This window comes from Salegentibacter sp. Hel_I_6 (genome assembly GCF_000745315.1).
Classification (GTDB): domain Bacteria; phylum Bacteroidota; class Bacteroidia; order Flavobacteriales; family Flavobacteriaceae; genus Salegentibacter.
This window is the reverse complement of the sequence record NZ_JQNQ01000001.1, coordinates 1,042,478-1,065,978: the sequence shown is the minus strand read 5'-3', so window position 1 is coordinate 1,065,978 and position 23,501 is coordinate 1,042,478. Positions and strand designations below refer to the sequence as shown.

Annotated in this window: 20 protein-coding genes and 1 riboswitch; of the genes, 18 read left to right on the top strand and 2 right to left on the bottom strand. The window is 37.2% G+C overall.

Features of this window, described 5'->3' with window-relative positions:
- The first annotated feature begins 6 nt into the window (after positions 1–6).
- Both FG27_RS04765 and FG27_RS04760 read left to right on the top strand, forming a co-directional pair.
- A complete protein-coding gene (locus FG27_RS04765; protein WP_037316217.1) occupies positions 7–600 on the top strand; it encodes a bifunctional precorrin-2 dehydrogenase/sirohydrochlorin ferrochelatase in 594 nt (197 codons plus the stop codon).
- Positions 593–1,654 (top strand): NAD(P)/FAD-dependent oxidoreductase, encoded by a 1,062-nt coding sequence (locus FG27_RS04760; protein ID WP_037316216.1) that lies wholly within the window; start codon positions 593–595, stop codon positions 1,652–1,654. Before FG27_RS04765 ends, FG27_RS04760 begins: the two co-directional genes overlap by 8 nt.
- Positions 1,655–1,891: 237 nt before the next feature.
- Here the strand turns inward: FG27_RS04760 and FG27_RS04750 are convergent, their stop codons facing one another.
- Positions 1,892–3,664 carry a reverse transcriptase family protein gene (locus tag FG27_RS04750; protein WP_081912591.1) on the bottom strand — a complete coding sequence of 591 codons (1,773 nt, stop codon included), beginning with the start codon at positions 3,662–3,664 and terminating at the stop codon, positions 1,892–1,894.
- 446 nt (positions 3,665–4,110) lie between these two features.
- Here FG27_RS04750 and FG27_RS04745 point away from each other — a divergent pair, with 446 nt between their 5' ends.
- From FG27_RS04745 to FG27_RS04720, 6 genes are all read left to right on the top strand, one after another.
- Positions 4,111–4,533 (top strand): OsmC family protein, encoded by a 423-nt coding sequence (locus tag FG27_RS04745; protein ID WP_037316208.1) that lies wholly within the window; start codon positions 4,111–4,113, stop codon positions 4,531–4,533.
- Positions 4,534–4,717: 184 nt separating this feature from the next.
- Positions 4,718–4,828, top strand: a riboswitch (SAM riboswitch).
- A 52-nt stretch (positions 4,829–4,880) separates the two neighbouring features.
- Positions 4,881–5,897: a homocysteine S-methyltransferase family protein gene (locus tag FG27_RS04740; protein ID WP_037316203.1), complete on the top strand. Its 1,017-nt coding sequence runs from the start codon at positions 4,881–4,883 to the stop codon at positions 5,895–5,897.
- An 8-nt stretch (positions 5,898–5,905) separates the two neighbouring features.
- Entirely contained in the window at positions 5,906–9,028 is a 3,123-nt protein-coding gene (locus FG27_RS18630) for a vitamin B12 dependent-methionine synthase activation domain-containing protein (protein ID WP_197051665.1), read from the top strand.
- Positions 9,029–9,119: 91 nt separating this feature from the next.
- Positions 9,120–10,076 (top strand): methylenetetrahydrofolate reductase [NAD(P)H], encoded by a 957-nt coding sequence (metF, locus tag FG27_RS04730; protein ID WP_037316200.1) that lies wholly within the window; start codon positions 9,120–9,122, stop codon positions 10,074–10,076.
- A gap of 24 nt (positions 10,077–10,100) precedes the next feature.
- Positions 10,101–11,201 carry an acyloxyacyl hydrolase gene (locus FG27_RS04725; RefSeq protein ID WP_037316198.1) on the top strand — a complete coding sequence of 367 codons (1,101 nt, stop codon included), beginning with the start codon at positions 10,101–10,103 and terminating at the stop codon, positions 11,199–11,201.
- Positions 11,198–11,959, top strand: coding sequence for a head GIN domain-containing protein (locus FG27_RS04720; protein WP_037316195.1), 762 nt, complete (start codon positions 11,198–11,200; stop codon positions 11,957–11,959). The genes FG27_RS04725 and FG27_RS04720 overlap by 4 nt, the downstream gene beginning before the upstream one ends.
- Positions 11,960–12,052: 93 nt before the next feature.
- Here the strand turns inward: FG27_RS04720 and gldA are convergent, their stop codons facing one another.
- Entirely contained in the window at positions 12,053–12,979 is a 927-nt protein-coding gene (gene gldA / locus FG27_RS04715) for a gliding motility-associated ABC transporter ATP-binding subunit GldA (RefSeq protein WP_037321950.1), read from the bottom strand.
- A gap of 421 nt (positions 12,980–13,400) precedes the next feature.
- Between gldA and FG27_RS04710 the strand changes: the two genes are divergently transcribed.
- The 10 genes from FG27_RS04710 to FG27_RS04665 all read left to right on the top strand — a co-directional run bounded on the left by FG27_RS04710 (position 13,401) and on the right by FG27_RS04665 (position 23,495).
- Positions 13,401–14,225, top strand: coding sequence for a prephenate dehydratase (locus tag FG27_RS04710; RefSeq protein WP_037316193.1), 825 nt, complete (start codon positions 13,401–13,403; stop codon positions 14,223–14,225).
- A complete protein-coding gene (locus FG27_RS04705; protein WP_037316191.1) occupies positions 14,225–15,373 on the top strand; it encodes a pyridoxal phosphate-dependent aminotransferase in 1,149 nt (382 codons plus the stop codon). The genes FG27_RS04710 and FG27_RS04705 overlap by 1 nt, the downstream gene beginning before the upstream one ends.
- The gene (locus FG27_RS04700; protein WP_197051664.1) at positions 15,370–16,218 is read left to right on the top strand and encodes a prephenate dehydrogenase; all 849 of its coding nucleotides are present in this window, start codon (positions 15,370–15,372) and stop codon (positions 16,216–16,218) included. The genes FG27_RS04705 and FG27_RS04700 overlap by 4 nt, the downstream gene beginning before the upstream one ends.
- Before the next feature lie 23 nt (positions 16,219–16,241).
- The gene (locus tag FG27_RS04695; protein WP_037316189.1) at positions 16,242–17,324 is read left to right on the top strand and encodes a bifunctional 3-deoxy-7-phosphoheptulonate synthase/chorismate mutase type II; all 1,083 of its coding nucleotides are present in this window, start codon (positions 16,242–16,244) and stop codon (positions 17,322–17,324) included.
- Between the two features lie 203 nt (positions 17,325–17,527).
- The gene (gene rsgA / locus FG27_RS04690) at positions 17,528–18,478 is read left to right on the top strand and encodes a ribosome small subunit-dependent GTPase A (protein WP_037316186.1); all 951 of its coding nucleotides are present in this window, start codon (positions 17,528–17,530) and stop codon (positions 18,476–18,478) included.
- On the top strand, positions 18,475–18,927 hold the full coding sequence (gene dtd / locus FG27_RS04685) for a D-aminoacyl-tRNA deacylase (protein ID WP_037316184.1): 453 nt from the start codon (positions 18,475–18,477) through the stop codon (positions 18,925–18,927). Before rsgA ends, dtd begins: the two co-directional genes overlap by 4 nt.
- A gap of 52 nt (positions 18,928–18,979) precedes the next feature.
- Positions 18,980–20,878 (top strand): DUF3857 domain-containing protein, encoded by a 1,899-nt coding sequence (locus tag FG27_RS04680; RefSeq protein ID WP_037316182.1) that lies wholly within the window; start codon positions 18,980–18,982, stop codon positions 20,876–20,878.
- Between the two features lie 6 nt (positions 20,879–20,884).
- Positions 20,885–22,897, top strand: coding sequence for a transglutaminase domain-containing protein (locus FG27_RS04675; protein ID WP_081912590.1), 2,013 nt, complete (start codon positions 20,885–20,887; stop codon positions 22,895–22,897).
- Positions 22,898–22,905: 8 nt separating this feature from the next.
- Entirely contained in the window at positions 22,906–23,232 is a 327-nt protein-coding gene (locus FG27_RS04670; RefSeq protein ID WP_037316180.1) for a nucleotide pyrophosphohydrolase, read from the top strand.
- Complete coding sequence (locus FG27_RS04665) at positions 23,232–23,495, top strand: hypothetical protein (RefSeq protein ID WP_037316178.1); 264 nt, start codon at positions 23,232–23,234, stop codon at positions 23,493–23,495. Before FG27_RS04670 ends, FG27_RS04665 begins: the two co-directional genes overlap by 1 nt.
- The last annotated feature ends 6 nt before the right edge of the window (positions 23,496–23,501 follow it).

Genomic DNA, 23,501 nt, shown 5'->3' with positions numbered 1-23,501 from the left:
GGGCCTATGGAAGAAAGAAACGAATTATATCCGGTATTTTTAAAAGTAAATAAACTGAATATCCTGGTCGTTGGCGGCGGACAGGTTGGTCACGAAAAACTTCATTTTCTTTTTAAATCGAGTCCGAATGCGAATGTAGAAGTGGTCGCAAAATGGTTTTTACCGGAAACAGAAGAACTGGCAAAAAAACACGGCGCAAAATTAACCAAAGGCAGGTATAGAAGAAAATACCTTAAAAACAGGCATTTTGTAATTGCCGCCACCAACGATGCGAAATTGAATAAACGCGTTTACAAACACGCCAAAAAGCGTTATTTACTGGCTAATATAGCCGATACGCCCGAACTCTGCGATTTTTATATGGGCGGAATTGTAAATAAAGGTCACGTGAAAATCGCGATTTCCACCAACGGAAAGTCGCCTACCGCGGCAAAACGTTTACGGCAATTTTTTGAGGAAGTAATTCCCGAAAATGTAAACCAAATGGTAGAAAATTTAAATGAATACCGAAGTAATATAAAAGGTGATTTTGAGGCGAAAGTTGATCAAATGAATTCTATAACCGAATCTTTAAAAGTTAAAAACAAGAGTGATGATTAAAACAGATATCCTGATAATTGGGGCCGGCCCAACCGGATTGTTTACCGTTTTTGAAGCGGGATTATTAAAACTAAAAACGCATTTAATAGACGCGTTGCCGCAACCCGGCGGGCAATGTTCTGAGATATATCCTAAAAAACCGATTTATGATATTCCGGCATTTCCTGAAATTTTAGCGGGAGATTTGGTTGGAAACCTCATGGAACAAATAAAACCTTTTGAACCGGGCTTCACTTTGGGCGAACGCGCCGAAACTTTAGAAAAACTGGACGACGGTACTTTTATAGTAACCACAAATAAAGGCACTAAACACCACGCGCCGGTGGTGGCAATTGCCGGTGGCTTAGGTTCTTTTGAACCCAGAAAACCCCCAATCGCCAATATTACCGATTTTGAAGATAAAGGCGTTTCTTATTTTATTAAAGACCCTGAAGTTTACCGCGACAAAAAAGTAGTGATCGCCGGTGGTGGCGATTCAGCTTTAGACTGGGCAATTTACCTGGCCGATGTTGCTTCAGAAGTTGCTTTGGTACACCGTAGAGCGGAGTTCCGTGGGGCTTTGGATTCGGTAGAAAGAGTTTCTGAATTGGCAAAACTCGGTAAGATAGAAATGATCACTAATGCTGAGGTGGTTGGTTTAAGAGGTGAAGATAATCTTCAGCAAGTAGTAATTAGGCATAAAGATGAAGCCCGCGGAGAAGAATTTAAAGATGTAGATGAATTTATCCCGCTTTTCGGATTGTCGCCAAAACTTGGCCCAATTGGAAACTGGGGACTGGAAATAGAGAAAAACGCGATTAAAGTAGATAATTCTTACGATTATCAAACCAATATTCCCGGAGTTTATGCTATTGGTGATGTAAACACCTATAAAGGAAAATTAAAACTGATCCTTTCAGGTTTTCACGAAGCTGCAATTATGTGTCAAAGCGCTTATCAAAGAATTTTCCCTGATAAGAAATATGTACTTAAATATACCACGGTTGGCGGCGTAACCGGATTTGACGGTAGTAAAAAAGAAGCCAAAAAAGAAGTGGTACAGAGTATTGGATAAGCCTCCTTGCCTCCCGAAGTAAATTCAGGAAAAGCTCCAAAGGGGGGAATAAAAGAAATGTTTTATAAGATTATTAGCTCCCCTCCTTTAAAAGGAGGGGTGGCCGATAGGTCGGGGTGGTTGAACCCTTCCGTCATTCCTCCGGAATGCCACCTTCCCTTGAGAAGGGAAGGAGGTTTAAAAATTTAACGGTCCCGGTTATCGCAAGTTGCGGGAGTAGGGACGCGAAATTTTGACTTAATTAAATACCTCACTAGTTTCTAAAATTTCTTTTTGCTCAACTTTACCCGTTATTTGCAAGGGCTCGATATTAGGCAAAGTATTTTTTATGTTATTTTTTACTTCACGAAGAATATTTCTTACGTTTTTATAGTTTTTTTCTTCAATATATTTAAGGGTCAAGTAGTTCATCTCTTCTTTTTTCTGTTTTGGAGATAGGATAAACTGTTTTCCTTTTTCTTTCTTAGCTTTTCTTTCTTTTTTTATTTCTTCGAACTGATTTATTATCACTTGTTCATTTGTGTCTAAAACTGTACACCTGTGAGATTCATCATTTCTTATTTCTCTTAAATGAGTTAGTTTTTTTCCATATGATAAATGTTGATCAAAATAGAACTCTTTCTCGAATAGGTAAACGAGGGTATTTATATCAAAATCTCTTACAGTTTTAAAATTATTTAATCGGTTGAGCCTTTCTTTTTTATCTAATTTTTTCAATTTCTTCCATCTATCCTGGAAAAGTGGATTATTATGCCACATATAATCTTTTAAATCATCTATTTCGGGGAATTTTTTCCAAAAATAATAGTTTAAAAGGTTTTCAATTTGATGAAAAGCGGAAGTGCAGAATGAAATAAAAGTTTCTTTTTTGGTTTGGTCATTTTCAAATGCAATCTTCTCCATTTTCTGATCATCCTCTTCCAGTTTTAATCTAACATTGTCTTCTTCAATGAAGCTATAGTCTAGCAGGTTCACTAAGAAATTATATCTAATTTGGAGATTTTGAACTACAGAATTCGTGTCACCCTTTATAAGTTTCAAGAAAGAAATATGGCCGAGTAAAACTTCTTTAAAATTGTAATTGACTTTTTCAGGAGGTTGGTGTTTACGGAATTGGGATATAGCAAATGAAAGACCTCCTTTTTCCCAATTATTAATCATTGCCCTAACCTTTTGTAAATATTCCCTTTTGACATTTAATTTGGTGTTAACAATAAGTCCAGTAACCTCTTGTCTTTGCATAAAATTTCTTACCCGAGTTTTCTTGGGATTAAGAATGAAATTTTCTGCTATAATAATGGCTTCAATTTCTTTAATAACTTGTTGATCGAATATGTTCCAATTTGAAGAAAAACTCAAATCGTCAGCATATCTTGTATACTTTATTTTTTTGTTTAAACAATATTTTAAAATATTTCTATCTAAATTTTGTGTTACAATATTGGAGAGAATTGGACTAGTGGGAGCACCTTGTGGGAGTGCATTTTTAAAAGTACCTAAATTAGCAATTAAAAAACCAATTCTTTCTCTATCATCGATAAGGTTAAATGGAGCAAATTCTAGGACAACTTTTACTCTTCTAAAAGGAATAGAGGGGAAGAAATTTTTTATGTCAATGTTTAATAAGTAATTTTTATTTATGTGTGGTAACGCATTTCTTCTTATATCTTTTCCAAACAAAAAACCGTTTGCTGAATAATGAGAATGATCTTCAAAGATAATTTGTAGAAGAATATTTATTAAACTTTGTACTCTTTTTAGTCTGTTTTCGGGTGATTTGATTTTTCTTGGTTTACCATTTTTTTTGGGAATTTCAAATTCTTCATATCTGGTATTTTTTGTCTTCGAGAGGTAATATAGGTGCGGTACAGTTAAAGGCTTTTTTTTATTCTTAAAAACTCTTTGTTCTATATAATTTAATAGAGAAACGAAGTCGGTCAAATTAGTCATTTGATCAAACCTTTTTTTCGTGTTCTCAATCAGAAGTTTATCTAAAAAGACACCAGACATATTCACTTGTGTATGAGCTTTGTTAGGTCATATTTCATAAAAGTATTAATATCAACTATAAGAAGTGAGGGCGAGAGCATTTATAAAGAGTTTATTATATAAAGATATAAATGTTTAGAATAAATAAGTTTTAAATAACTTTAATCTAATTCCTCACCTTAGAGTTTACATTTCGATATCGCAATGCATAATCAATATTTCTCTGGTGTCTTTGTGTGTCAAATCTAATTAAAATAAAATATCTAGCCTAACCCCTTATATTTCCATTTTTCCAAACTATAGCAAAGTTCGTATTCAGGATAAAAGCATTTTTAATTCTTAGCTTTCTGTAAATCTATTAAAAAATTGTTAATGTCGTTTACGGGAAACCCTAACCCGTTATAAGCTTTAGAACTGTGAGGTTTTTTAATAAGCTTTAACTAAATTTGTTTAAAACAAGATTTATTATGAAGATCAGCCTTAAAAGACTCAATAAAGATTATCATTTTGAAACCGTAAACGAGCGTGGAGACATTGTTCACTTAGACAATAAAACCGATGCCGCGCCAAAGGGTGCCAGCCCAATGGACCTTCTATTGCGCGCCATTGCCGGTTGCAGCAGCATAGATATTGTAATGATTCTTAAAAAACAACACCTGGAACTGGACGATCTTCAGGTAGAGGTTGAAGGTTTTAGGGAAGATGGTGCGGTACCCAATGTTTTTAAGAAAATTCAGCTTAATTTTCTTTTAAAAGGAGATGTTCCCGCAGCAAAAGCAAAACGTGCCGTAGATCTTTCTATGGAGAAATATTGTTCGGTTTCTAAAATGCTGGAAAAGGCAGCCGAGATCAACTATGCCATTACTTTAAACGGGGAGCTTATTAATTAAAAGATTCTATTTATTCGCCTTATTAATTTCTATTATTTCAGCGAAATTAGTAAAGATCACCTGTTTTTTAGAAATAAATTACAGAAGAGCACTTAAAATAAATTATCCATAAAAATAACCGGTATGCCTTGCATTTAAAAGGCTGTGCCGTATATTTGTTGGTTCAAGTTCATTGTTTATAACATCGTTATCAAGAAAGGTTGAGGGAATAGACCCGTTGAAACCTTGGCAACCCTCCTGTAATGGGAGAAGGTGCTACATTCTACTTCGCTTTTTGGGCGCAGATAGATAACAAGAAAGAATTCTTTCCCGCTTCTTTTTTTGATAGTGATTTTAGATAAAATTATATGTCGAAATTAGAAGAACAACTTCGAAAAAATATACTCATTTTAGACGGTGCCATGGGCACGATGCTTCAGGAATACAAATTTTCTGAAGAAGACTTCCGTGGAAAACGTTTTGCAGATTGGCCGGTTTCCGTACAGGGAAATAACGACCTGTTATCCATTACCCAGCCTGATGCAATCGCAACAATACACCGCAAATATTTTGAAGCCGGTGCCGATATTGTGGAAACCAACACTTTTTCTGCAACCACTATCGCAATGGCCGATTATAAAATGGAAGAACTGGTAGACGAACTCAATTATGAGTCGGCCAGGATAGCCAAAGAAGTCGCCGTAAAAATGACGGCAGAAAATCCGGAAAAACCACGTTTTGTTGCCGGCGCTATTGGGCCTACCAATAAAACCGCGAGTATGAGCCCCGATGTTAACGATCCCGGCTTTCGGGCAATTTCGTTTGAAGAATTGCGGGTAGCTTATAAACAACAAGCCAGCGCTTTAATAAAAGGCGGCGTGGATATTCTTCTGGTAGAAACCGTTTTTGATACTTTAAACGCTAAGGCCGCACTTTTTGCTTTGGAGGAACTTAAGGAAGAATTGCAATTAGATATCCCAATAATGGTAAGCGGGACAATCACCGATGCTTCGGGCAGAACCTTATCGGGGCAAACGGCTGAGGCTTTTCTAATTTCAGTATCGCATATTCCCTTATTAAGTGTTGGTTTTAACTGCGCCCTGGGTGCTAAACAATTAACACCTCACCTCGAGGTTTTAAACCGTTTTGCCAGCTCTGGAGTTTCTGCTTATCCCAACGCAGGCTTACCGAATGCCTTTGGGGAATACGACCAGGATGCTGAAGAAATGGCAAGACAGATCAGAGAATATTTAGAGAAAGGATTAGTGAATATTTTAGGTGGCTGCTGTGGTACCACGCCAGAGCATATAAAAGCTATCGCTGAAATCGCTAAAGAATACGATCCAAGAAAAATAGTTAAACCTGAGTTTTCGACTGCTTTATGATAGAAACGATGAATAAAGAAAAAAATCAGGAAAAATCTACGAGAGTAGAAAAAACAGTAAGGCCTTTAAAATTATCTGGCCTTGAACCGCTTATAATTACTCCCGACAGCAATTTTGTAAATGTTGGGGAGCGTACCAATGTGGCAGGTTCCAAAAGATTTCTTCGGTTAATTAAAGAGGAAAAATTTGAAGAAGCCCTGGAAGTAGCAAGAGACCAGGTTGACGGCGGCGCGCAGATTATCGATATCAATATGGACGATGGTCTTATTGAAGGTAAAGAAGCCATGGTTAAATTCCTGAATCTTATTGTTGCTGAACCCGATATTGCCCGTGTACCCATTATGATAGATAGTTCTAAGTGGGAAATTATTGAAGCCGGTTTACAGGTGGTGCAGGGGAAATGTGTGGTGAATTCTATAAGCCTTAAGGAAGGCGAAGCGGAATTTATTGAACACGCTAAAAAAATAAAGCGTTACGGTGCAGCCGTAATTGTTATGGCTTTTGATGAAGTTGGACAGGCCGATAATTATGAGCGCCGAATTGAAATAGCAAAGCGTTCTTATGACATCCTTGTCAATAAAGTCAACTTCCCACCTGAGGACATCATATTTGACCTAAACATTTTTCCGGTGGGAACGGGGATGGACGAGCATAAACGCAATGCCATAGATTTTATTGAAGGAACGCGTTGGGTAAAAGAAAACCTTCCGCATTGCAGTATTAGTGGTGGTGTGAGTAATGTTTCATTTTCTTTCCGCGGAAATAATCCGGTGCGGGAAGCGATGCATTCGGTGTTTTTATATTATGCGATTGAAGCGGGAATGAATATCGGGATTGTAAACCCTGCGCTTTTAGAAGTGTATGATAATATTCCTAAAGATCTTTTAGAACACGTAGAAGATGTAATTCTCGATAGAAGAGAAGACGCTACAGAGCGTTTACTTGAATTCGCTGAGACTGTAGTGGGTTCTAAAAAAACAAGCAAAGTAGATCTTTCGTGGAGGGTAAATCCGCTTCAGGACAGGATTACTCACGCTTTGGTAAAGGGAATAGACGCTTATATTTTAGAGGATATAGAACAGGCCCGCCAGGAAGCCAGCAAACCTATTGAAGTAATTGAAGGTCATTTAATGATTGGCATGAACGTGGTTGGCGATCTATTTGGAAGCGGAAAAATGTTTCTTCCGCAGGTAGTAAAGTCGGCCAGGGTAATGAAAAAAGCGGTGGCCTACCTTCTCCCATATATTGAAGCAGCAAAAGAAGCCCCCCAACCCCCAAAGGGGGAGCGCTACTGGCAGACGGCTGAACCGGCACTTTACGGTTTAATGAAGGAATTTGCCAAAAAGAACCGATATAACCAATCCACCGAAGCTGAAACTGTTCTTTGGGAGTCATTAAAGAATAAGCAACTTGAAGGATTTAAGTTTAGAAGACAGCATATTATTGGAAGCTATATAGCCGATTTTGTTTGTCTTAAAAAGAAACTTGTAGTAGAAGTAGATGGCTTAATCCATCAATTACCCGAAAATAAAAAAAGTGATAAGGAGAGGACGGCTTGGTTAAAAGAACACGAATTCCGTGTGATTAGGTTTACCAATGAAGAAGTGCTTGGCAATTTAGATCAGGTACAGGATAAAATTTTGCGTACACTTAAAAAGGCTCCCCCATCGGGGGCGGGGGGGGCTGGAAAAGTCCTTATGGCAACCGTTAAAGGAGATGTGCACGACATTGGGAAGAATATTGTGAGTGTAGTATTGGGTTGTAATAATTACGAAATTATTGACCTGGGTGTAATGGTGCCTCCGGAAAAAATTATAGAAACTGCAAAAGCAGAAGGCGTTGATGCCATTGGTTTAAGCGGATTAATAACACCTTCGTTAGACGAGATGGTTTTTTTGGCTAAGGAAATGGAACGCCAAAATTTTGACGTGCCTTTACTTATTGGTGGTGCCACAACTTCAAAAGCGCATACGGCGGTAAAAATAGATCCTCAGTATAAAAATGCGGTGGCCCACGTGAACGATGCATCGCGTGCAGTCACGGTAATTGGCGATCTTTTAAAAGAAGAAACGCGCACTAAATATATGAGCGATCTTAAAGCCGAATATGATAAATTCAGGCTTAATTTTAAGAAAAGGAGTAAAGTGAAATCTTTCCTTTCAATTGAAGAAGCTCGAAAAAATAAGTATTCCATAGACTGGAAAACTAGTCAGATTGCAAAACCAAACGAAATAGGAATTCAGCAAATAGATGATTTCGATTTAAAAGAACTGGAAGCATTTATAGACTGGAGCCCATTTTTTAGAAGCTGGGATCTCCACGGGCGTTATCCGGATATTCTAACCGATAAAGTAGTTGGTGAACAGGCCACTTCTTTGTTTAAAGATGCTAAAGTTTTGCTGAAAAGGATTCTGGATGAAAAATTACTAAAGGCGAAAGCTGTCTACGGATTGTTTCCGGCGAATACGCTTAATGATGATGATATTGAAGTTGGATTTCAAGAAAATTCCGAAGAAAAAATAATTATTTTCAGAACGCTTCGCCAGCAATTAAAAAAGCACGGGGCAAAACCAAACTTTGCACTTTCTGACTTTATTGCGCCAAAGGAAACAGGAATCCAGGATTATGTTGGTTGTTTTTGCGTGAGCACCGGTTTTGGTACCGCAGAATTAGCTAAAAAGTTTGAAGAAGATCACGACGATTATAATTCAATAATGATCAAAGCCCTGGCCGATCGACTTGCGGAAGCTTTTGCTGAATATTTACATAAGAAAATAAGGCGGGAAGACTGGGGCTACGCGCCCGAAGAGAATTTAAGCAATGAAGAATTAATAAAGGAAACTTATAAGGGAATTCGCCCGGCCCCGGGTTATCCTGCCTGCCCGGACCATTTGGAGAAACTAAGCATTTGGAAAATTTTAAAGGTAAAGGAACGAATTGGAGTTGAGCTAACCGAAAGTTTAGCGATGTGGCCGGCAGCCAGTGTAAGCGGTTATTATTTTGCCAATCCCGAAGCACGTTATTTTGGACTTGGAAAAATAAAAGACGACCAGGTGAGGGATTTTGCCGAAAGAAAAGGAATTCCATTAAAAAAAGCCGAAAAATGGCTTAACCCAAATATTGCAGATTAAAAAGCCCAATATGGTCTACCAATCGGGAGGAGTTGGATGATTTTAAAACTTGTAAACTTTAGATTTTAAAAACTTAAGTGAATTAAAAAGAATGAAAATTACCGAACATATAGAAAAAGCTAAAGGAAGATCTTTATTCTCTTTTGAAATTTTGCCGCCCTTGAAAGGGCAAAATATTCAATCAATTTATGACGGAATAGATCCTTTAATGGAATTTAAACCGCCATTTATAGATGTCACCTATCATCGGGAAGAGCACGTTTTTAATGAAAAAGAAAACGGATTACTGGAAAAGAGAATTGTAAGAAAACGTCCCGGGACAGTTGGGATTTGTGCAGCTATACAGAGTAAATATGGCGTAGATGCCGTGCCTCATATTCTATGCGGAGGTTTTAGCAAAGAAGACACCGAGAACTTTCTCATTGATCTTGATTTCCTCGGAATTCAAAATGTAGTAGCCTTGCGAGGTGATGCCATTAAGAGTGAAACTTATTTTACCCCGGAACCAAAAGGCAATAAATTTGCGAAAGACCTGGTGGAACAAATTATGGAAATGAATAAGGGGAATTACCAGGATGAGGTGATTGAAAAAGGTCATAATACCAACTTTTGTGTTGGTGTGGCCGGTTATCCAGAAAAACATATGGAAGCCCCAAGTCTTGATAAAGATATCTGCAGGCTGAAAGAGAAAATTGAAGCTGGCGCTGAATATGTGGTGACACAGATGTTTTTTGATAATAGTAAATTTTTTGAATTCGTAGATAAGTGTCGCGAAAGTGGAATTACCGTTCCCATAATTCCGGGGTTGAAACCTTTGGCTACAAAAAGGCAACTAAGTATAATTCCGCATAGATTTCACGTAGATATGCCCGAAGATCTTATCAGCGAAGTAGAAAAATGTAAGGATAACAAAGAAGTTCGCCAGGTTGGTATAGAGTGGGGGATTCAGCAAAGCAAAGAACTGGTAAAAGCGGGTGTTCCGGTTTTGCATTATTATTCCATGGGAAAAAGCACCAATATTCAGAAAATTGCGAAAGCGGTTTTTTAAAATATTAGGCTACATTTGCGGGTAATGAAGAAAATTACTGCCCTTATTTTTCTTTTCAGCATTTTTAATAGTTCTGCCCAGGAGTTCGGGAAGAACTATTATTCTTTTGATGCCAGTTATTTCTACGGAACCATCGCCGAACACAATCCTGATATTGCCCATTTAATTACGGGGCATCCAACGGGTTTAATTCTTGGTTTTAATAAAAAAAGCTTCGGATTTGAAGATTGGGAAAAACGCTATAATTACCCCGATGTTGGTGCTTCTTTTACCTACCAGGATATGAAAAATCCCAGTTTAGGTGAGAATTACGGCCTCTATGCGCATATGAATTTCTACCTTTTTAAAAGGAATTTAATGTTTAGAATAGGGCAGGGGCTGGCGTATGCTTCCAATCCATACCATCCAGATGATAATTATAAGAATAATGCCTACGGTTCGCGATTACTTAGTTCAACTTACCTAATGGCGAATTATAAAAAGGAAAACATTTTTAAAGGTTTGGGATTACAGGCCGGGCTTTCTCTAATTCATTATTCCAACGCCGATTTTAAATCGCCCAATGCCAGTACTAATACGATCACCTTTAACCTGGGACTAAATTACTTGCTGGACCATCAAAACCTGCCTGATTATATTCCGAAAGGACCTAAAGAAAAATATACAGAACCCATTCATTTTAATTTTGTGTTGCGAAGTGGGGTAAATACTATGGGAATTATCGGTTCCAAACAGTATCCTTTTTTAACTTTTTCAGCTTATGCCGATAAGGTGCTTAATCATAAAAGTACGCTGCAGGCGGGAACCGAAGTTTTCTTTTCCAAAGCTATGGAAGAACGTATTTATTACCAGTCGGTAGCTTTTCCTTCGGGAAATACCACCGGAGATGAAGATTCCAAGCGAGTAGGAGTTTTTGTTGGGCACCAGCTAAATTTCAATAAGTTATCTGTGATCACCCATCTGGGGTATTATGCGTATTATCCATACGAGCATTTTGTAGATCAGCTTTATAACAGGGTTGGTCTGCAAAGAAAAATCACGGAAGATCTTTGGGCATCGCTTACTGTTCGCTCTCATTATGCGAATGCCGAAGCTGTAGAATTTTCAATTGGCTATCGTTTATGAAAAAGCAGGTTTTAGGAATAGCGATATTGATTTTTGTCTTTTTAGGATGTGATTCTGAGGAAGCGCCAACTTGTTTACAAACTTCCGGGGAAATTATTACTGAAGAATTTAGCGTTGAAGTTTTTGAAGGAATTATCGTTTATGAACGTGTAAAACTTTTTATTGAACAGGGCGATGAATATAAAGTGAAGATCGAAACCGGGGAAAATCTTCAAGAAGATGTTTATGCTGAAGTAGAAAATAACCGACTTCAACTTCGAAATGAAAATTCCTGTAATCTTTTTCGGGATTATGAGATCACAAAAATCTATGTTACTACACCAACTTTAAACTGGTTACAGAATAGCAGTGGCAGCGCGATTGAAAGTGTTGGCACGCTTAATTTCCCTGAACTTTGGTTGCGCTCATTTAACCAGGAACGAGATCCCGAAATTCATACCAATGGTGATTTTATCCTTGATCTTGAGGTTGAAAATCTAAGAATTACCAATGATAACATTTCCAATTATTTTCTCACCGGAAATGCAGAAAATGTAAATCTCTTCTTTGCCAATGGGGACGGCAGGCTGGAAGCCGGAGATTTTGTAGTGCAGCACTACGATATTCTACACCGCGGAACCAATAAGTTAATTGTCAATCCGCAGCAGTCTTTAAGAGGTGATATTTTTGGATTTGGAGATATAATTTCAAAAAACCGTCCACCGGAAGTCGATATTGAAGAACACTACACCGGCCGACTTATTTTTGAAGCCCCCTAACCCCCAAAGGGGGAACTCTTAGCGCTTCGGATGTAATTTTCTGAAAAGGAAATATTTCAATTTTTAAAAGGACTTTCTGAAAATAAAAACGAACTAAACTCCCCCTTCGGGGGCCCGGGGGGCGGTGAGTTCAGCAAATAAACTTTCTAAATTCTTTGTTTTTTGATTCAACTGTAAAGTTTTCAATCCGTTATCATGGGCAAAATCGAATACTGCGGGGCGCATATCTTTTTTGGTGTCAAAGGTGAGTTCATAGGCAAATCCGCCTACATTTTTAGCTGAAATAAGATGTGGTAATTTCTGGAGGGCAACTTGCTCCACCCGGTAATCGAATTCCACTAAAATTACCTGTTCATTTTCTTCCCTTAAATCTTTTAAATTCTTATCGGCAACTACCTTTCCTTTATTAATAATAATTACCCGGTCGCAAACGGCTTCAACTTCCTGCATAATATGAGTAGAAAGAAATATGGTTTTTCCCGATTTTTCCTTCCCAATGTTTTTAATAAGATTCCTGATTTCCACCAATTGATTAGGATCTAAGCCAGTGGTTGGCTCATCTAAAATCAAAACTTCGGGATCGTGTAGCAGGGCGGTGGCTAATCCAACTCGTTGGCGATAGCCTTTAGAAAGCTGCTCTATTTTTTTATTGGCTTCGGGTTTTAGCCCTGTAAGCTCAATAACTTCTTCAATTCTTGATTTATCGGTTTTAAAGATCCTGGAATTAAATTCCAGGTATTCCCGAACGTACATTTCAGTATATAATGGATTGTGTTCCGGTAAATACCCAATTTGCTGTTGGATTTTATGTAAATCGTCTTCAAGGGAAATTCCATTTACTTCCGCTTTTCCTTCAGACGCCGTTAAATAACCGGTAAGGATTTTCATTAAAGTGGATTTTCCGGCGCCGTTAGGCCCCAAAAAACCAACAATCTCTCCTTTGTTCAGCTTAAAAGAAACGGAGTCCAGCGCTTTTTGTTCGCCATAAAATTTTGAAATTCCTTCAACATAAATAGACATAGCAAGCATTTTTTCAAAAGTAAGGATTTTTAACTCGCCAATAATAGTTCAAAATTAGATCTAAAGGGTTTCAGAAAAGTCATCTCATTAGGAATTTCGGAATTACTAAGTGATTATTTTAAAAGCTATTATAAATCTTTCGATGAATCTTTATAAAAAAAATCAAGTCTGTAAAAAGCTTATAAAAGCTTAAAAAAATCTAAAAAATGGTTTTTGTTTAGGTAATAATATTCTAATTTAGCCCCATAACAACGAAACAATGAATCACTTAATTAGCTGGAACGCATTTTACTTTTTTTATTTCTATTTCAGAGATAGGAACGGGAATGCTATGTAATTAAGTAAGAAATTATATAAAAAAGTCCCGATAAACATCGGGACTTTTTTTTTACTCGATAATCGAGATTTATTATAAAAATTAATGGATAAAATTATTGCAATTCAGGGAGTGCAGGGTTCATTTCATCATTTGGTGGCCCAGGAATATTACCACCAGGAGGTTGAGGTTTTAGAGTGCATGTCTTTTGCTGAACTCACTAAAAGCCTTTTAAACGGTGATGCCACCGAAGGTGTAATGGCTATAGAAAACTCTATCGCCGGATCAATTTTGCCAAATTATGCTTTGATAGATGAAAATAATCTAAAAGTGGTTGGCGAGCATTATATCCCGATAGATATGAATTTTATGGCGATGCCGGGACAAAAAATAGAGAATATTAAAAAGGTCTATTCGCACCCTATGGCACTTTTGCAGTGCAAGGAATTCTTTAAAAAACACCCGCATATTAAATTAATTGAAGACAGTGATACGGCCGAAGTAGCTCGAAGAATTTCAGAAAAAGGAAGCACAAAAGTTGCTGCGGTGGCGAGTAAAGCCGCGGCGGGATTATTCGGACTGGAAATTCTTGCAGAAAGTATTCATACCAAGAAAAGCAATGCGACTCGTTTTTTAATTATTAGCACTAAAAAGAAGGAGCCAAACGGCGATAAAATAGATAAAGCTTCTTTAAAGTTTGAACTGGAAAGTAAGCGTGGCAGCCTGGTTTCAGTATTGAATATTTTACGGGATTTCAATCTTGATATGACTAAGATACAGAGTATGCCCATAATAGAATTTCCGTGGAAATATTCATTTTTTATCGATGTGATCTTTGAAGATTATTCAGAATTTCAAAAAGCGATGGATATTCTTCAAGTAATGACCGAGCGATTAACAATTTTAGGAACCTACAAAAATAGTTTGTAATGATAGAGCAGGCAAAAAGGTTGAGCAACGTAAAAGAGTACTATTTTTCTACAAAATTGAAGGAAGTGCGTGCAATGGCAGCTGCCGGGAAAGATATTATAAATCTTGGTATTGGTAGCCCAGATTTGGCGCCACCGCAGCAGGTTATCTCAGCTTTAAACGAAGCTTTGGTAAATACCGGTGCACACCAATATCAGCCGTATAAAGGCACGCCAGATTTTAGAAATGCGATCGCTGAATTTCACCAAAATCATTACCAGGTTTCCCTGGATGCTGAAACTGAGATCCTGCCGCTTATGGGAAGTAAGGAGGGAATCACCCATATTTCTATGGCTTTTTTAAATGAAGGCGATGAGGTACTTATCCCAAATCCCGGGTATCCAACTTATTCTTCGGTTACTGAACTTGTAGGCGCAAAAGCGGTTTATTATGATCTAAATGCAGAAGGAAACTGGTTGCCGAATTTGGAAGAATTGGCCAAAAAAGATTTGAGCAAAGTGAAACTTATGTGGGTGAATTATCCGCATATGCCAACCGGAGCTTCTGCGAATGAAAAGCTTTTTGCTGATTTGGTAAAGTTTGGGAAGGAAAACAACATCCTCATTGTAAACGATAATCCGTACAGTTTTATCCTGAACGACAATCCAAAAAGTATTTTAAAAGCCGAAGGAGCTAAGGACGTGGTTTTAGAGCTGAATTCTTTAAGTAAAAGCTTTAATATGGCCGGCTGGCGAATAGGAATGCTCTGCGGAAGCGAGAAAAACCTAAACACGGTTTTAAAAGTAAAAACCAATATGGATAGCGGAATGTTTTATCCGCTGCAGGCAGGAGCTGCAGCGGCCTTACGCTTAAACGGAGATTGGTTTTCAACTCAAAACGAGGTTTATCAAAGCAGAAAAGAAAAAGTATTGAAATTAGCTGAAGCTTTGCAATGTGAACCTGAAAAAGATCAAACCGGAATGTTTGTTTGGGCAAAGGTTCCGAAGGGAACAAACGCAGAAGCTTTTGTAGATTTTCTGCTGAATAAATATCACATTTTTACCGCGCCGGGTTTCATTTTTGGAAGTAATGGCGAAGGTTACATTCGATTTTCACTTTGCGCGACCGAAGAAAATATTACCCGTGCTATAAAAAGAGTAACATCATGAAAGTTCAAATAATAGGAATAGGACTTATAGGAGGCTCTTTCGCGCTGGATATTAAATCGGCTTTTCCCGAAGCGGAAATCTTTGGAAGTGATGCCGATGAGCAAAACTTAAAAAAAGCAAAGGAACTCGGGATTATAGATCATTTTTCGAAAATGGAAGATGTTCAACACGCCGATGTTGTTTTGGTGGCTGTTCCGGTAGACGTAGCGAACAAAGTGATAACTGAAGTTTTAGATTTGGTAGATGAAAATACGCTGGTTTTTGATGCCGGTTCTACTAAATCCGGGCTTTGTAAGGAAATCGCTAATCATCAAAACCGTAGGAATTTTTTAGCGGCTCATCCTATTGCAGGAACCGAATTTTCGGGGCCCGAAGCAGCAATTTCTAATCTATACAGGAATAAGACAAATATTATCTGTGAGGTAGAAAAAACTGCTTTTAAACTTCAGGAAAGAGCGCTTGATATTTTTCAGAAACTGGGAATGCGAATTCGATATATGGATCCGGTTTCGCACGACAGGCATATCGCTTATGTTTCGCATTTATCGCATATAAGTTCATTTATGCTGGGAAAAACAGTATTGGAAAAAGAACGTAACGAGCGTGATATTTTTGATTTGGCGGGCAGTGGATTTGCTTCTACGGTGAGACTGGCAAAAAGTTCCCCGGCAATGTGGTCGCCAATATTCAAAGAAAATAAAGAGAATGTGCTGGAAACTTTAACTGAATATATCAATAACCTTACGCATTTTAAAGACTTGCTGGAAAATGATGATTTCCAGGAAGTTTATAATGAAATGCAACGCACCAATCATATTAAATCAATTTTAAACGGAATAAATTAAAAATCAGGATTAAATTTTAAATTATGGAAAACAACAAAGAACAAAGAAAGTGGCTTGACGATTTCGGATTAGATCATCCGTTAGTAATCGCAGGACCTTGCAGCGCTGAAACCGAAGAACAGGTTTTAAAGATCGCTCACCAGTTAAAAGATACCGATGCCACGGTTTTACGTGCCGGAATTTGGAAACCCAGAACCAGACCGGGAAATTTTGAAGGAGTTGGAGCGCTAGGTTTAAAATGGTTAAAAAAGGCCAAAGAAGAAACCGGAATGCTAACCACTACTGAAGTTGCGAATGCACACCACGTAGACCTTGCTTTAGAAAACGATGTGGATATTCTTTGGATTGGCGCCAGAACAACGGTTTCACCGTTTATTGTTCAGGATATCGCAGATGCTCTAAAGGGCACCGATAAAACTGTATTGGTGAAAAACCCTGTAAATCCAGATCTTTCACTTTGGTTAGGAGCTGTTGAAAGATTTCATACTGCCGACATCAAAAATTTAGGAGTAATTCACCGTGGATTTTCAGCTTACGAAAAAACGAAATACAGAAATAATCCTGAGTGGCAGATCGCTATTGAGCTTCAGAATAAATTTCCAGATCTTCCGCTAATTTTAGATCCGTCGCACATTGCAGGACGTAGAGACATTATTTTTGATCTTTGTCAAACTGCTTTAGACCTTAATTACGACGGACTAATGGTTGAGACCCATCACACTCCCGATGATGCCTGGAGTGACGCTGCACAGCAAATCACCCCCGCAACACTGGTTCAGATTATGAAAGATTTGAAGATTAGAAAAGAGATTTCAGAAAGTGAAGAATTTCAGAATAAATTAAGCACTTTAAGAGCTAAAATTGATGTGGCTGATAATCAACTAATCGAGCTGCTTTCAAAAAGAATGAAAATTTCAGATGAAATTGGCCAGGTGAAAAAGGCACAGAACGTTTCGGTTTTACAAACCAAAAGATGGAACGAAATTCTTGGAAATATGGTTTTGGAAGGAGAGCAACACGGACTAAGCGAGGAATTTATTCTGCGTTTATTTAAAGCGGTTCACCAGGAATCTATTAACCACCAGGAGAAAATTATGAAAGCTTAAGAATCTTGTTTTCCATGATTTTTGGTTTAAAGGCAAGTAGTGAATGTTGCATTTGCTATTTTAGCAAAGTGGTTGTTTGATTTTTTTAACCGTCATCCTGAACTTGTTTCAGGATCTAGGTTGTTAACATATTAGAAGCTGAAACAAGTTCAGCTTGACGAGGATTAAAACTTCAAACAGCCACTTAAAAAACCATAATGTGAATGAAAGGAACCGTTTATAAATCTACCGGAAGCTGGTACCAGGTGAAAAGTGAAGCGGGAACGTTTTATGACTGCCGAATTAAAGGAAAATTCAGGATTAAAGGTATTAAAAGTACCAATCCTGTTGCTGTGGGTGACCGCGTAGAATTTGATATTGAAGATAAGGAAGGCGCAGAGCAGGGAGTGATCAAGAAAATTGATAAACGCGAGAATTATATTATTCGAAAATCGGTTAATCTTTCAAAGCAGACCCATATTATCGCCTCCAATATAGACCAGGTCTTTTTACTGGTTACACTTAATAATCCTCCTACGCTTACCACTTTTATAGACCGTTTTTTAGTTACAGCTGAAGCTTATCACGTAAAAGCGGTTTTGCTTTTCAATAAAGTTGATAGCTATAATGAAGATGAATTGGTGGAGGTGAAATACCTGGCGGCCATTTATAGAAGTGCGGGTTACGATTGTATAGGAATTTCAGCAACTACCGGTAAAAATGTAGATAAAGTTAAGGAGATGATGCTGGGTAAAACCAGTATGTTTGCCGGCCATAGCGGTACTGGAAAATCAACCTTAATCAATGCCATAGAACCCGGCTTAAATTTGAAAACTTCTCAGATTTCTGAACAGCATAAACAGGGTCAACATACCACTACTTTTGCTGAGATGTTTGATCTTACTTTTGATGCAAGAATTATTGATACCCCGGGAATTAAAGGTTTTGGGGTAGTAGAAATTGAGCGTGAAGAATTGGGTGATTATTTTCCTGAATTTTTCAGAATAAAACAAGATTGTAAATTTCATAATTGTTTACACCTCGAGGAACCAAAATGCGCTGTAAAAGACGCCCTGGAAGAAGGCGAGATTGCCTGGAGCCGTTATAAAAGTTATTTGCAGATTTTGGAAGGAGAAGAAGACCATTACAGAACAGATATTTATCCTAAGAAATGAGAGTAGTTTTACAACGGGTTTCAAAAGCTTCAGTGCAAATAAATCACGAGATTAATGCTGTAATGCGTGAAGGTCTTTTAATTTTACTGGGAATTGAGACAGAAGATACACAGGAAGATATAGACTGGCTTTGTAATAAGATAGTGAAAATGCGCATTTTTAATGATGAAAATGATGCCATGAATCTTTCTTTATTAGACATAGATGGTGATGCCATTGTGGTGAGTCAGTTTACCTTGCACGCGTCTACAAAAAAAGGAAACCGCCCAAGTTTTATAAAAGCAGCAAAACCTGATATTGCTATTCCGCTTTATAAGAAATTTATTGAAAAACTGGAAAAATCTTTAGGAAAACCGGTAGGGACTGGAGAGTTTGGTGCAGATATGAAAGTGGAATTAATTAATGATGGGCCGGTAACAATCTTAATAGATTCTAAAGATAAAAGTTAAAATTAGTTAAAAATTTATATCTTGCGACCCTAAACTTCATCTCTTTAGATAAATGCGCAAGATTTTATTAGCCCTATTTTTATTTTTTCAAATAGGTACTACCATTATTTATAGTCAGGATTATGCTATTTTCTCCATTGATCCCAACTTACTTTCCAATGCAAATGCTATTGTTAGAAATGAATCTATAGAAATATCTATTCTTTCTATAGATAAGATGAAGATCAAGACGCAGCGTGTAGTTACCGTGTTGAATAAATATGGGGAACAACACGCGCAAGCCTACGATTTTTATGATGATAATATAAAAATTAAGGATCAGCAAGTTGTGGTTTACAATAGCCTGGGAGAAGAAATTGATAAAATAAAAAAACGAGATTTTCAGGATCGCAGTCTGGTTGGTTCAGGGACATTGTATAGTGATAATCGGCTTAGTCATTTAAATTATACAATTAAAGATTATCCAATCACCATCGCTTACGAAAGTGAGGTAGAGACAAATTCTACCATTTTTCTTCAACCCTGGAAACCTCTAGGGAGTTATAACCTTAGCATAGAAAATACTTCTTATAAATTGCTGAATCCTAAGGCCATCCCATTAAGATATGAAGAAAGGAATCTTGAAGATTTAGATCTAAAAAAGAATAATTCAGATTCAGAATTATTTTATGAAGCAAAGAATATTTCTGCAGTTAAAAATGAATATTTGAGCCCTGATCTTTCCAACTATAGTCCGCAGGTTTTAGTGGCATTAAATGAGTTTGCTTTGGTTGGCGTGACTGGGAAAGCTTCAAATTGGAGAGAATTAGGGAAATGGCAATATGATTATTTGCTGAATGGAAAAACTGAACTTCCGCAGGAAACCATTTTAAAAATAAATGAGCTTACCGCAAGTGCCGATACCGATAGAGAAAAGGCAGAAATAATTTATAATTACGTTCAGGAAAATACGCGTTATATAAGCGTGCAATTGGGAATTGGTGGTTGGGAACCAATGAATGCTACCCAGGTTGATGAGCTTGGCTATGGCGATTGTAAAGCGCTTACCAATTATACTAAAGCCCTTCTGGAATCTCAAAATATCTCATCATATTATACGGTGGTTTATGGAGGTGATAAAGAAAATATAGATCCCGATTTTGCTTCAATGCAAGGAAACCATGTGATTTTAAATTTACCCCTGGAAGAAGAGGAAATATGGCTGGAATGTACCAGCCAATCTACACCATTTAACTATTTAGGCGATTTTACCGATAATAGAAAAGTACTAAAAATAACCCCTGAAGGCGGCGAAATTACGAGTACTCCTATTTATAACACCCAATCAAATCTTAAGGAGAGCATAACTGAAATTCAGTTAAACGAGAGTGGAGGATTCACTGCAGCAGTTATTCGAAAAAATTCTGGCGTTCCTTATGGAGATTCTTATGGAATTAGCAATATGAAAGAAGAGCATCAAAAAATATTTTATCGTGAAAATTGGGGGCATTTAAAAGAATTGGAGTTCAGTAAAATTGCTTTTGAAAATAATAGAGATTCAATTGTTTTTACTGAAAATTTAGAAATTAAAGGAAACAAATTAGCTTCAAAGGCTGGGAAAAGATTGTTATTACCCGTTAATTTTCTACAGGCAAAAACCTTCAATTTACCTAGAAATGAAAACAGAATTCTTCCGCTAGTAATAGAAAGAGGAGAAACTTTTAAAGATGCTTTCAAATTTCAATTACCGAAAGGTTATATAGTTGAGTCCATTCCGGAGCCGGTTAACATTGAAAATGAATTCGGAAACTTTACTATTAAAACCACGATTGACGGCACGGGGCTAAATGTAGAAAGACTTTTGGTTTTAAACGAAGGGAATTGGGATAGCACAAAATATAATTCCTATCGCAAATTTATGCATCAAATAAAATCTTATTCAAATCAAAAAGCAGTATTAGCCAGTAATTAATCTATTATGAAACATTTTTACTTTTTTATCATCAGTTTATTCTCAGTGTGTTTGCTTCAGGCACAGGATTTCAAATTCGGTAAGGTTTCCAAAGAGGAAGTGCTTGAAAAAGAACATCCCAAATTTAAAGAAGCCAATGCAGCAGTATTGTTCAGAGAGCATAATGTTTTTTATGAGATAACTAAAAACAAAGGTTTAACCCTGGTTACCGAAATTCACGAGCGAATTAAGATTTATAATAAAGAAGGTTTTGATTGGGCTAATAAAACTATTAGTGCCTACACTAATGGGATGAAGAAGGAAGAGATAGGAAATATCAAAGGCTATACTTATAATTTAATTGAAGGGAAACTTGTAGATGAAAAACTTAAAAATAATGGGATTTTTCATGAGGAAACCAATAAATACACTTTAAAAACCAAATTCACAATGCCAGCGGTAACTGAAGGTAGTGTGATAGAATATACGTATACTATACGTTCCCCTTTTCTTACCTCGATAGACGATGTGCCGCTTCAATTTGATATCCCCGTGAACAGGTTAGAGGCAGAATTAAAAATACCTGAATTTTTTGGTTTCAGAATGCATTATAACCCCTATTCCCCAATTGTTTTTCCAATAGATAAAACAAGGGAAAATTTCACCTATAGGTATATGCAAAAAAGCAGAACTGGTGATCGCGTGGTAAAAACCAATTACAACGAAAGAAGTGTGAATTATATGCAGGATATTTATAGCTTTAAGCGAGATGAGATACCTCCTCTAAAGCAGGAAATATATGTAGATTATCTTCAAAATTACGCGGCTTATTTACGTTGGGAATTACAATATACCAAGTTTCCAGATGATCCAATTGAAAACTATTCACAAACCTGGGAGGGAGTGGCAAAAAGCATTTATAATGATGCTGGGCTCAAACAAGAGGTGAATAGGAGCAATTTTTTTGATAAGGATATTGACGAATTACTTGCGCAAACACAGAATAATACAGAGAAATTGCAAAAGCTTTTTAACTATGTAAAAAGTAAAATGACCTGGAACGATTTTATAGGTTTCCAGGCAGAAAGCGGGGTAAAAGCAGCATATAAAAATGGAGAAGGAAATACCGGGGATGTAAATCTTATGTTAGTGAGTATGTTAAGATATGCTGGTTTTAACGCCAATCCTGTTCTTGTGAGTACCAGGTCTCACGGTATCCCGATATACCCTACCAGAAACGGGTTTAATTATGTAATAGCAGCGGTTGAAAATCAGGATAATACTATTTTACTTGATGCAACCGATAAAAACGTGGCTATAGGCGAGCTGCCAGAGAGAGCTATGAATTGGCAGGGAAGAATTATAAGAGAAGATGGATCTTCAGATTGGGTAAATTTGATGCCTACCGTAAAATCACAGAATAACACCATGCTTAATATGCAATTTGATGAGCAGATGGTTATAAAAGGAAAATCTGTAAGGAATATCAATGGTTTGTATGCTAAAAACTTTAGAGATAATTACCTGGGCTTAGCGCCTAAGGAATATGTGCAGGTTCTTGAAAAAGATAAAGGAAATATTCTTATTTCTGAGGTAGCTATTTCAAATGAGAAGGCTATTGGAAAAACCATTAAGCAGAGTTATAACTTCGAATTAAAAGATGCGATGGAAACGATAAATGGCAAAATCTATTTTAAACCTATGGTTTTTGCCGGGCTCAACGAAAATCCTTTTAAGGGCGAGGAACGCAGTTATCCTATATTTTTCGATTTTCCTTCCACCGAGAGTAAAACAATAAATCTGCTTATTCCCGATGGTTACGAAGTAGAGTCTTTACCCGAGAGTGCTATAGTAGAGCTCAAAAATGGAACCGGAGTATTTAAATTTGTAGTTGCCTTAAACGGAAAATTCTTAAGGATAGAATCTTCTTTAGATATGAATAATATGGTTTACACTTCACAAGATTATGAAGGGCTTAAAAATTTCTACGGTGAAATGGTAAATAAACATTCAGAAGCTATAGTTTTGTCAAAATCTTAAGACGGAAAATGGACATAGAAAACGCTCAAAAAGCTGTAGACGACTGGATCAAAGAACACGGAGTTCGATATTTCAATGAGCTTACCAATATGGCACAGCTTACCGAAGAAGTAGGCGAAGTGGCAAGGATTATTGCACGCCGGTATGGGGAGCAAAGCGAAAAAGAATCTGATAAAGAAAAAGATCTTGGAGAAGAGCTTGCAGACGTAATGTTTGTAGTGCTATGTCTTGCCAATCAAACCGGGGTTAATTTGCAGGAAGCTTTTGATAAAAAATTAGATCTTAAAACAAAAAGAGATCACGACAGGCATCATAATAACCAAAAGTTAAAATAATGAAGTTCAAAGAGATGATTTCGCAAAGAGCTTTTTGGAAGTCGGTTTTGTTGCTTGGTATAAGCTTTCTTATTGTCTATGATGTAGTAAGTATGCTGTTTGAATATGGCGGATTTCATTTTAAAACCTTTTTTGCTGAACGTACCGAAGATGGAAAGCTATTTCGGTTTATTGCGGGGCAGTTACTTGCCGCTTTTGCTTATGGATTCATTATTTCCTTTGGGCAGTTTAGGGCAAAACAGAAGAAAGATGCTGGAAATTAATAAAGG

What these genes read in the sequence shown, in the direction of transcription:
- FG27_RS04725 (WP_037316198.1), top strand. Translation starts at nt 10,101, where the DNA reads ATGAAGAAAATTACTGCCCTTATTTTTCTTTTCAGCATTTTTAATAGT.
- FG27_RS04720 (WP_037316195.1), top strand. Translation starts at nt 11,198, where the DNA reads ATGAAAAAGCAGGTTTTAGGAATAGCGATATTGATTTTTGTCTTTTTA.
- dtd (WP_037316184.1), top strand. Translation starts at nt 18,475, where the DNA reads ATGAGAGTAGTTTTACAACGGGTTTCAAAAGCTTCAGTGCAAATAAAT.
- metF (WP_037316200.1), top strand. Translation starts at nt 9,120, where the DNA reads ATGAAAATTACCGAACATATAGAAAAAGCTAAAGGAAGATCTTTATTC.
- FG27_RS04710 (WP_037316193.1), top strand. Translation starts at nt 13,401, where the DNA reads ATGGATAAAATTATTGCAATTCAGGGAGTGCAGGGTTCATTTCATCAT.
- FG27_RS04670 (WP_037316180.1), top strand. Translation starts at nt 22,906, where the DNA reads ATGGACATAGAAAACGCTCAAAAAGCTGTAGACGACTGGATCAAAGAA.
- FG27_RS04740 (WP_037316203.1), top strand. Translation starts at nt 4,881, where the DNA reads ATGTCGAAATTAGAAGAACAACTTCGAAAAAATATACTCATTTTAGAC.
- FG27_RS18630 (WP_197051665.1), top strand. Translation starts at nt 5,906, where the DNA reads ATGAATAAAGAAAAAAATCAGGAAAAATCTACGAGAGTAGAAAAAACA.
- gldA (WP_037321950.1), bottom strand. Translation starts at nt 12,979, where the DNA reads ATGTCTATTTATGTTGAAGGAATTTCAAAATTTTATGGCGAACAAAAA.
- FG27_RS04750 (WP_081912591.1), bottom strand. Translation starts at nt 3,664, where the DNA reads ATGTCTGGTGTCTTTTTAGATAAACTTCTGATTGAGAACACGAAAAAA.
- FG27_RS04695 (WP_037316189.1), top strand. Translation starts at nt 16,242, where the DNA reads ATGGAAAACAACAAAGAACAAAGAAAGTGGCTTGACGATTTCGGATTA.
- FG27_RS04675 (WP_081912590.1), top strand. Translation starts at nt 20,885, where the DNA reads ATGAAACATTTTTACTTTTTTATCATCAGTTTATTCTCAGTGTGTTTG.
- FG27_RS04745 (WP_037316208.1), top strand. Translation starts at nt 4,111, where the DNA reads ATGAAGATCAGCCTTAAAAGACTCAATAAAGATTATCATTTTGAAACC.
- FG27_RS04680 (WP_037316182.1), top strand. Translation starts at nt 18,980, where the DNA reads ATGCGCAAGATTTTATTAGCCCTATTTTTATTTTTTCAAATAGGTACT.
- rsgA (WP_037316186.1), top strand. Translation starts at nt 17,528, where the DNA reads ATGAAAGGAACCGTTTATAAATCTACCGGAAGCTGGTACCAGGTGAAA.
- FG27_RS04705 (WP_037316191.1), top strand. Translation starts at nt 14,225, where the DNA reads ATGATAGAGCAGGCAAAAAGGTTGAGCAACGTAAAAGAGTACTATTTT.
- FG27_RS04700 (WP_197051664.1), top strand. Translation starts at nt 15,370, where the DNA reads ATGAAAGTTCAAATAATAGGAATAGGACTTATAGGAGGCTCTTTCGCG.
- FG27_RS04765 (WP_037316217.1), top strand. Translation starts at nt 7, where the DNA reads ATGGAAGAAAGAAACGAATTATATCCGGTATTTTTAAAAGTAAATAAA.
- FG27_RS04665 (WP_037316178.1), top strand. Translation starts at nt 23,232, where the DNA reads ATGAAGTTCAAAGAGATGATTTCGCAAAGAGCTTTTTGGAAGTCGGTT.
- FG27_RS04760 (WP_037316216.1), top strand. Translation starts at nt 593, where the DNA reads ATGATTAAAACAGATATCCTGATAATTGGGGCCGGCCCAACCGGATTG.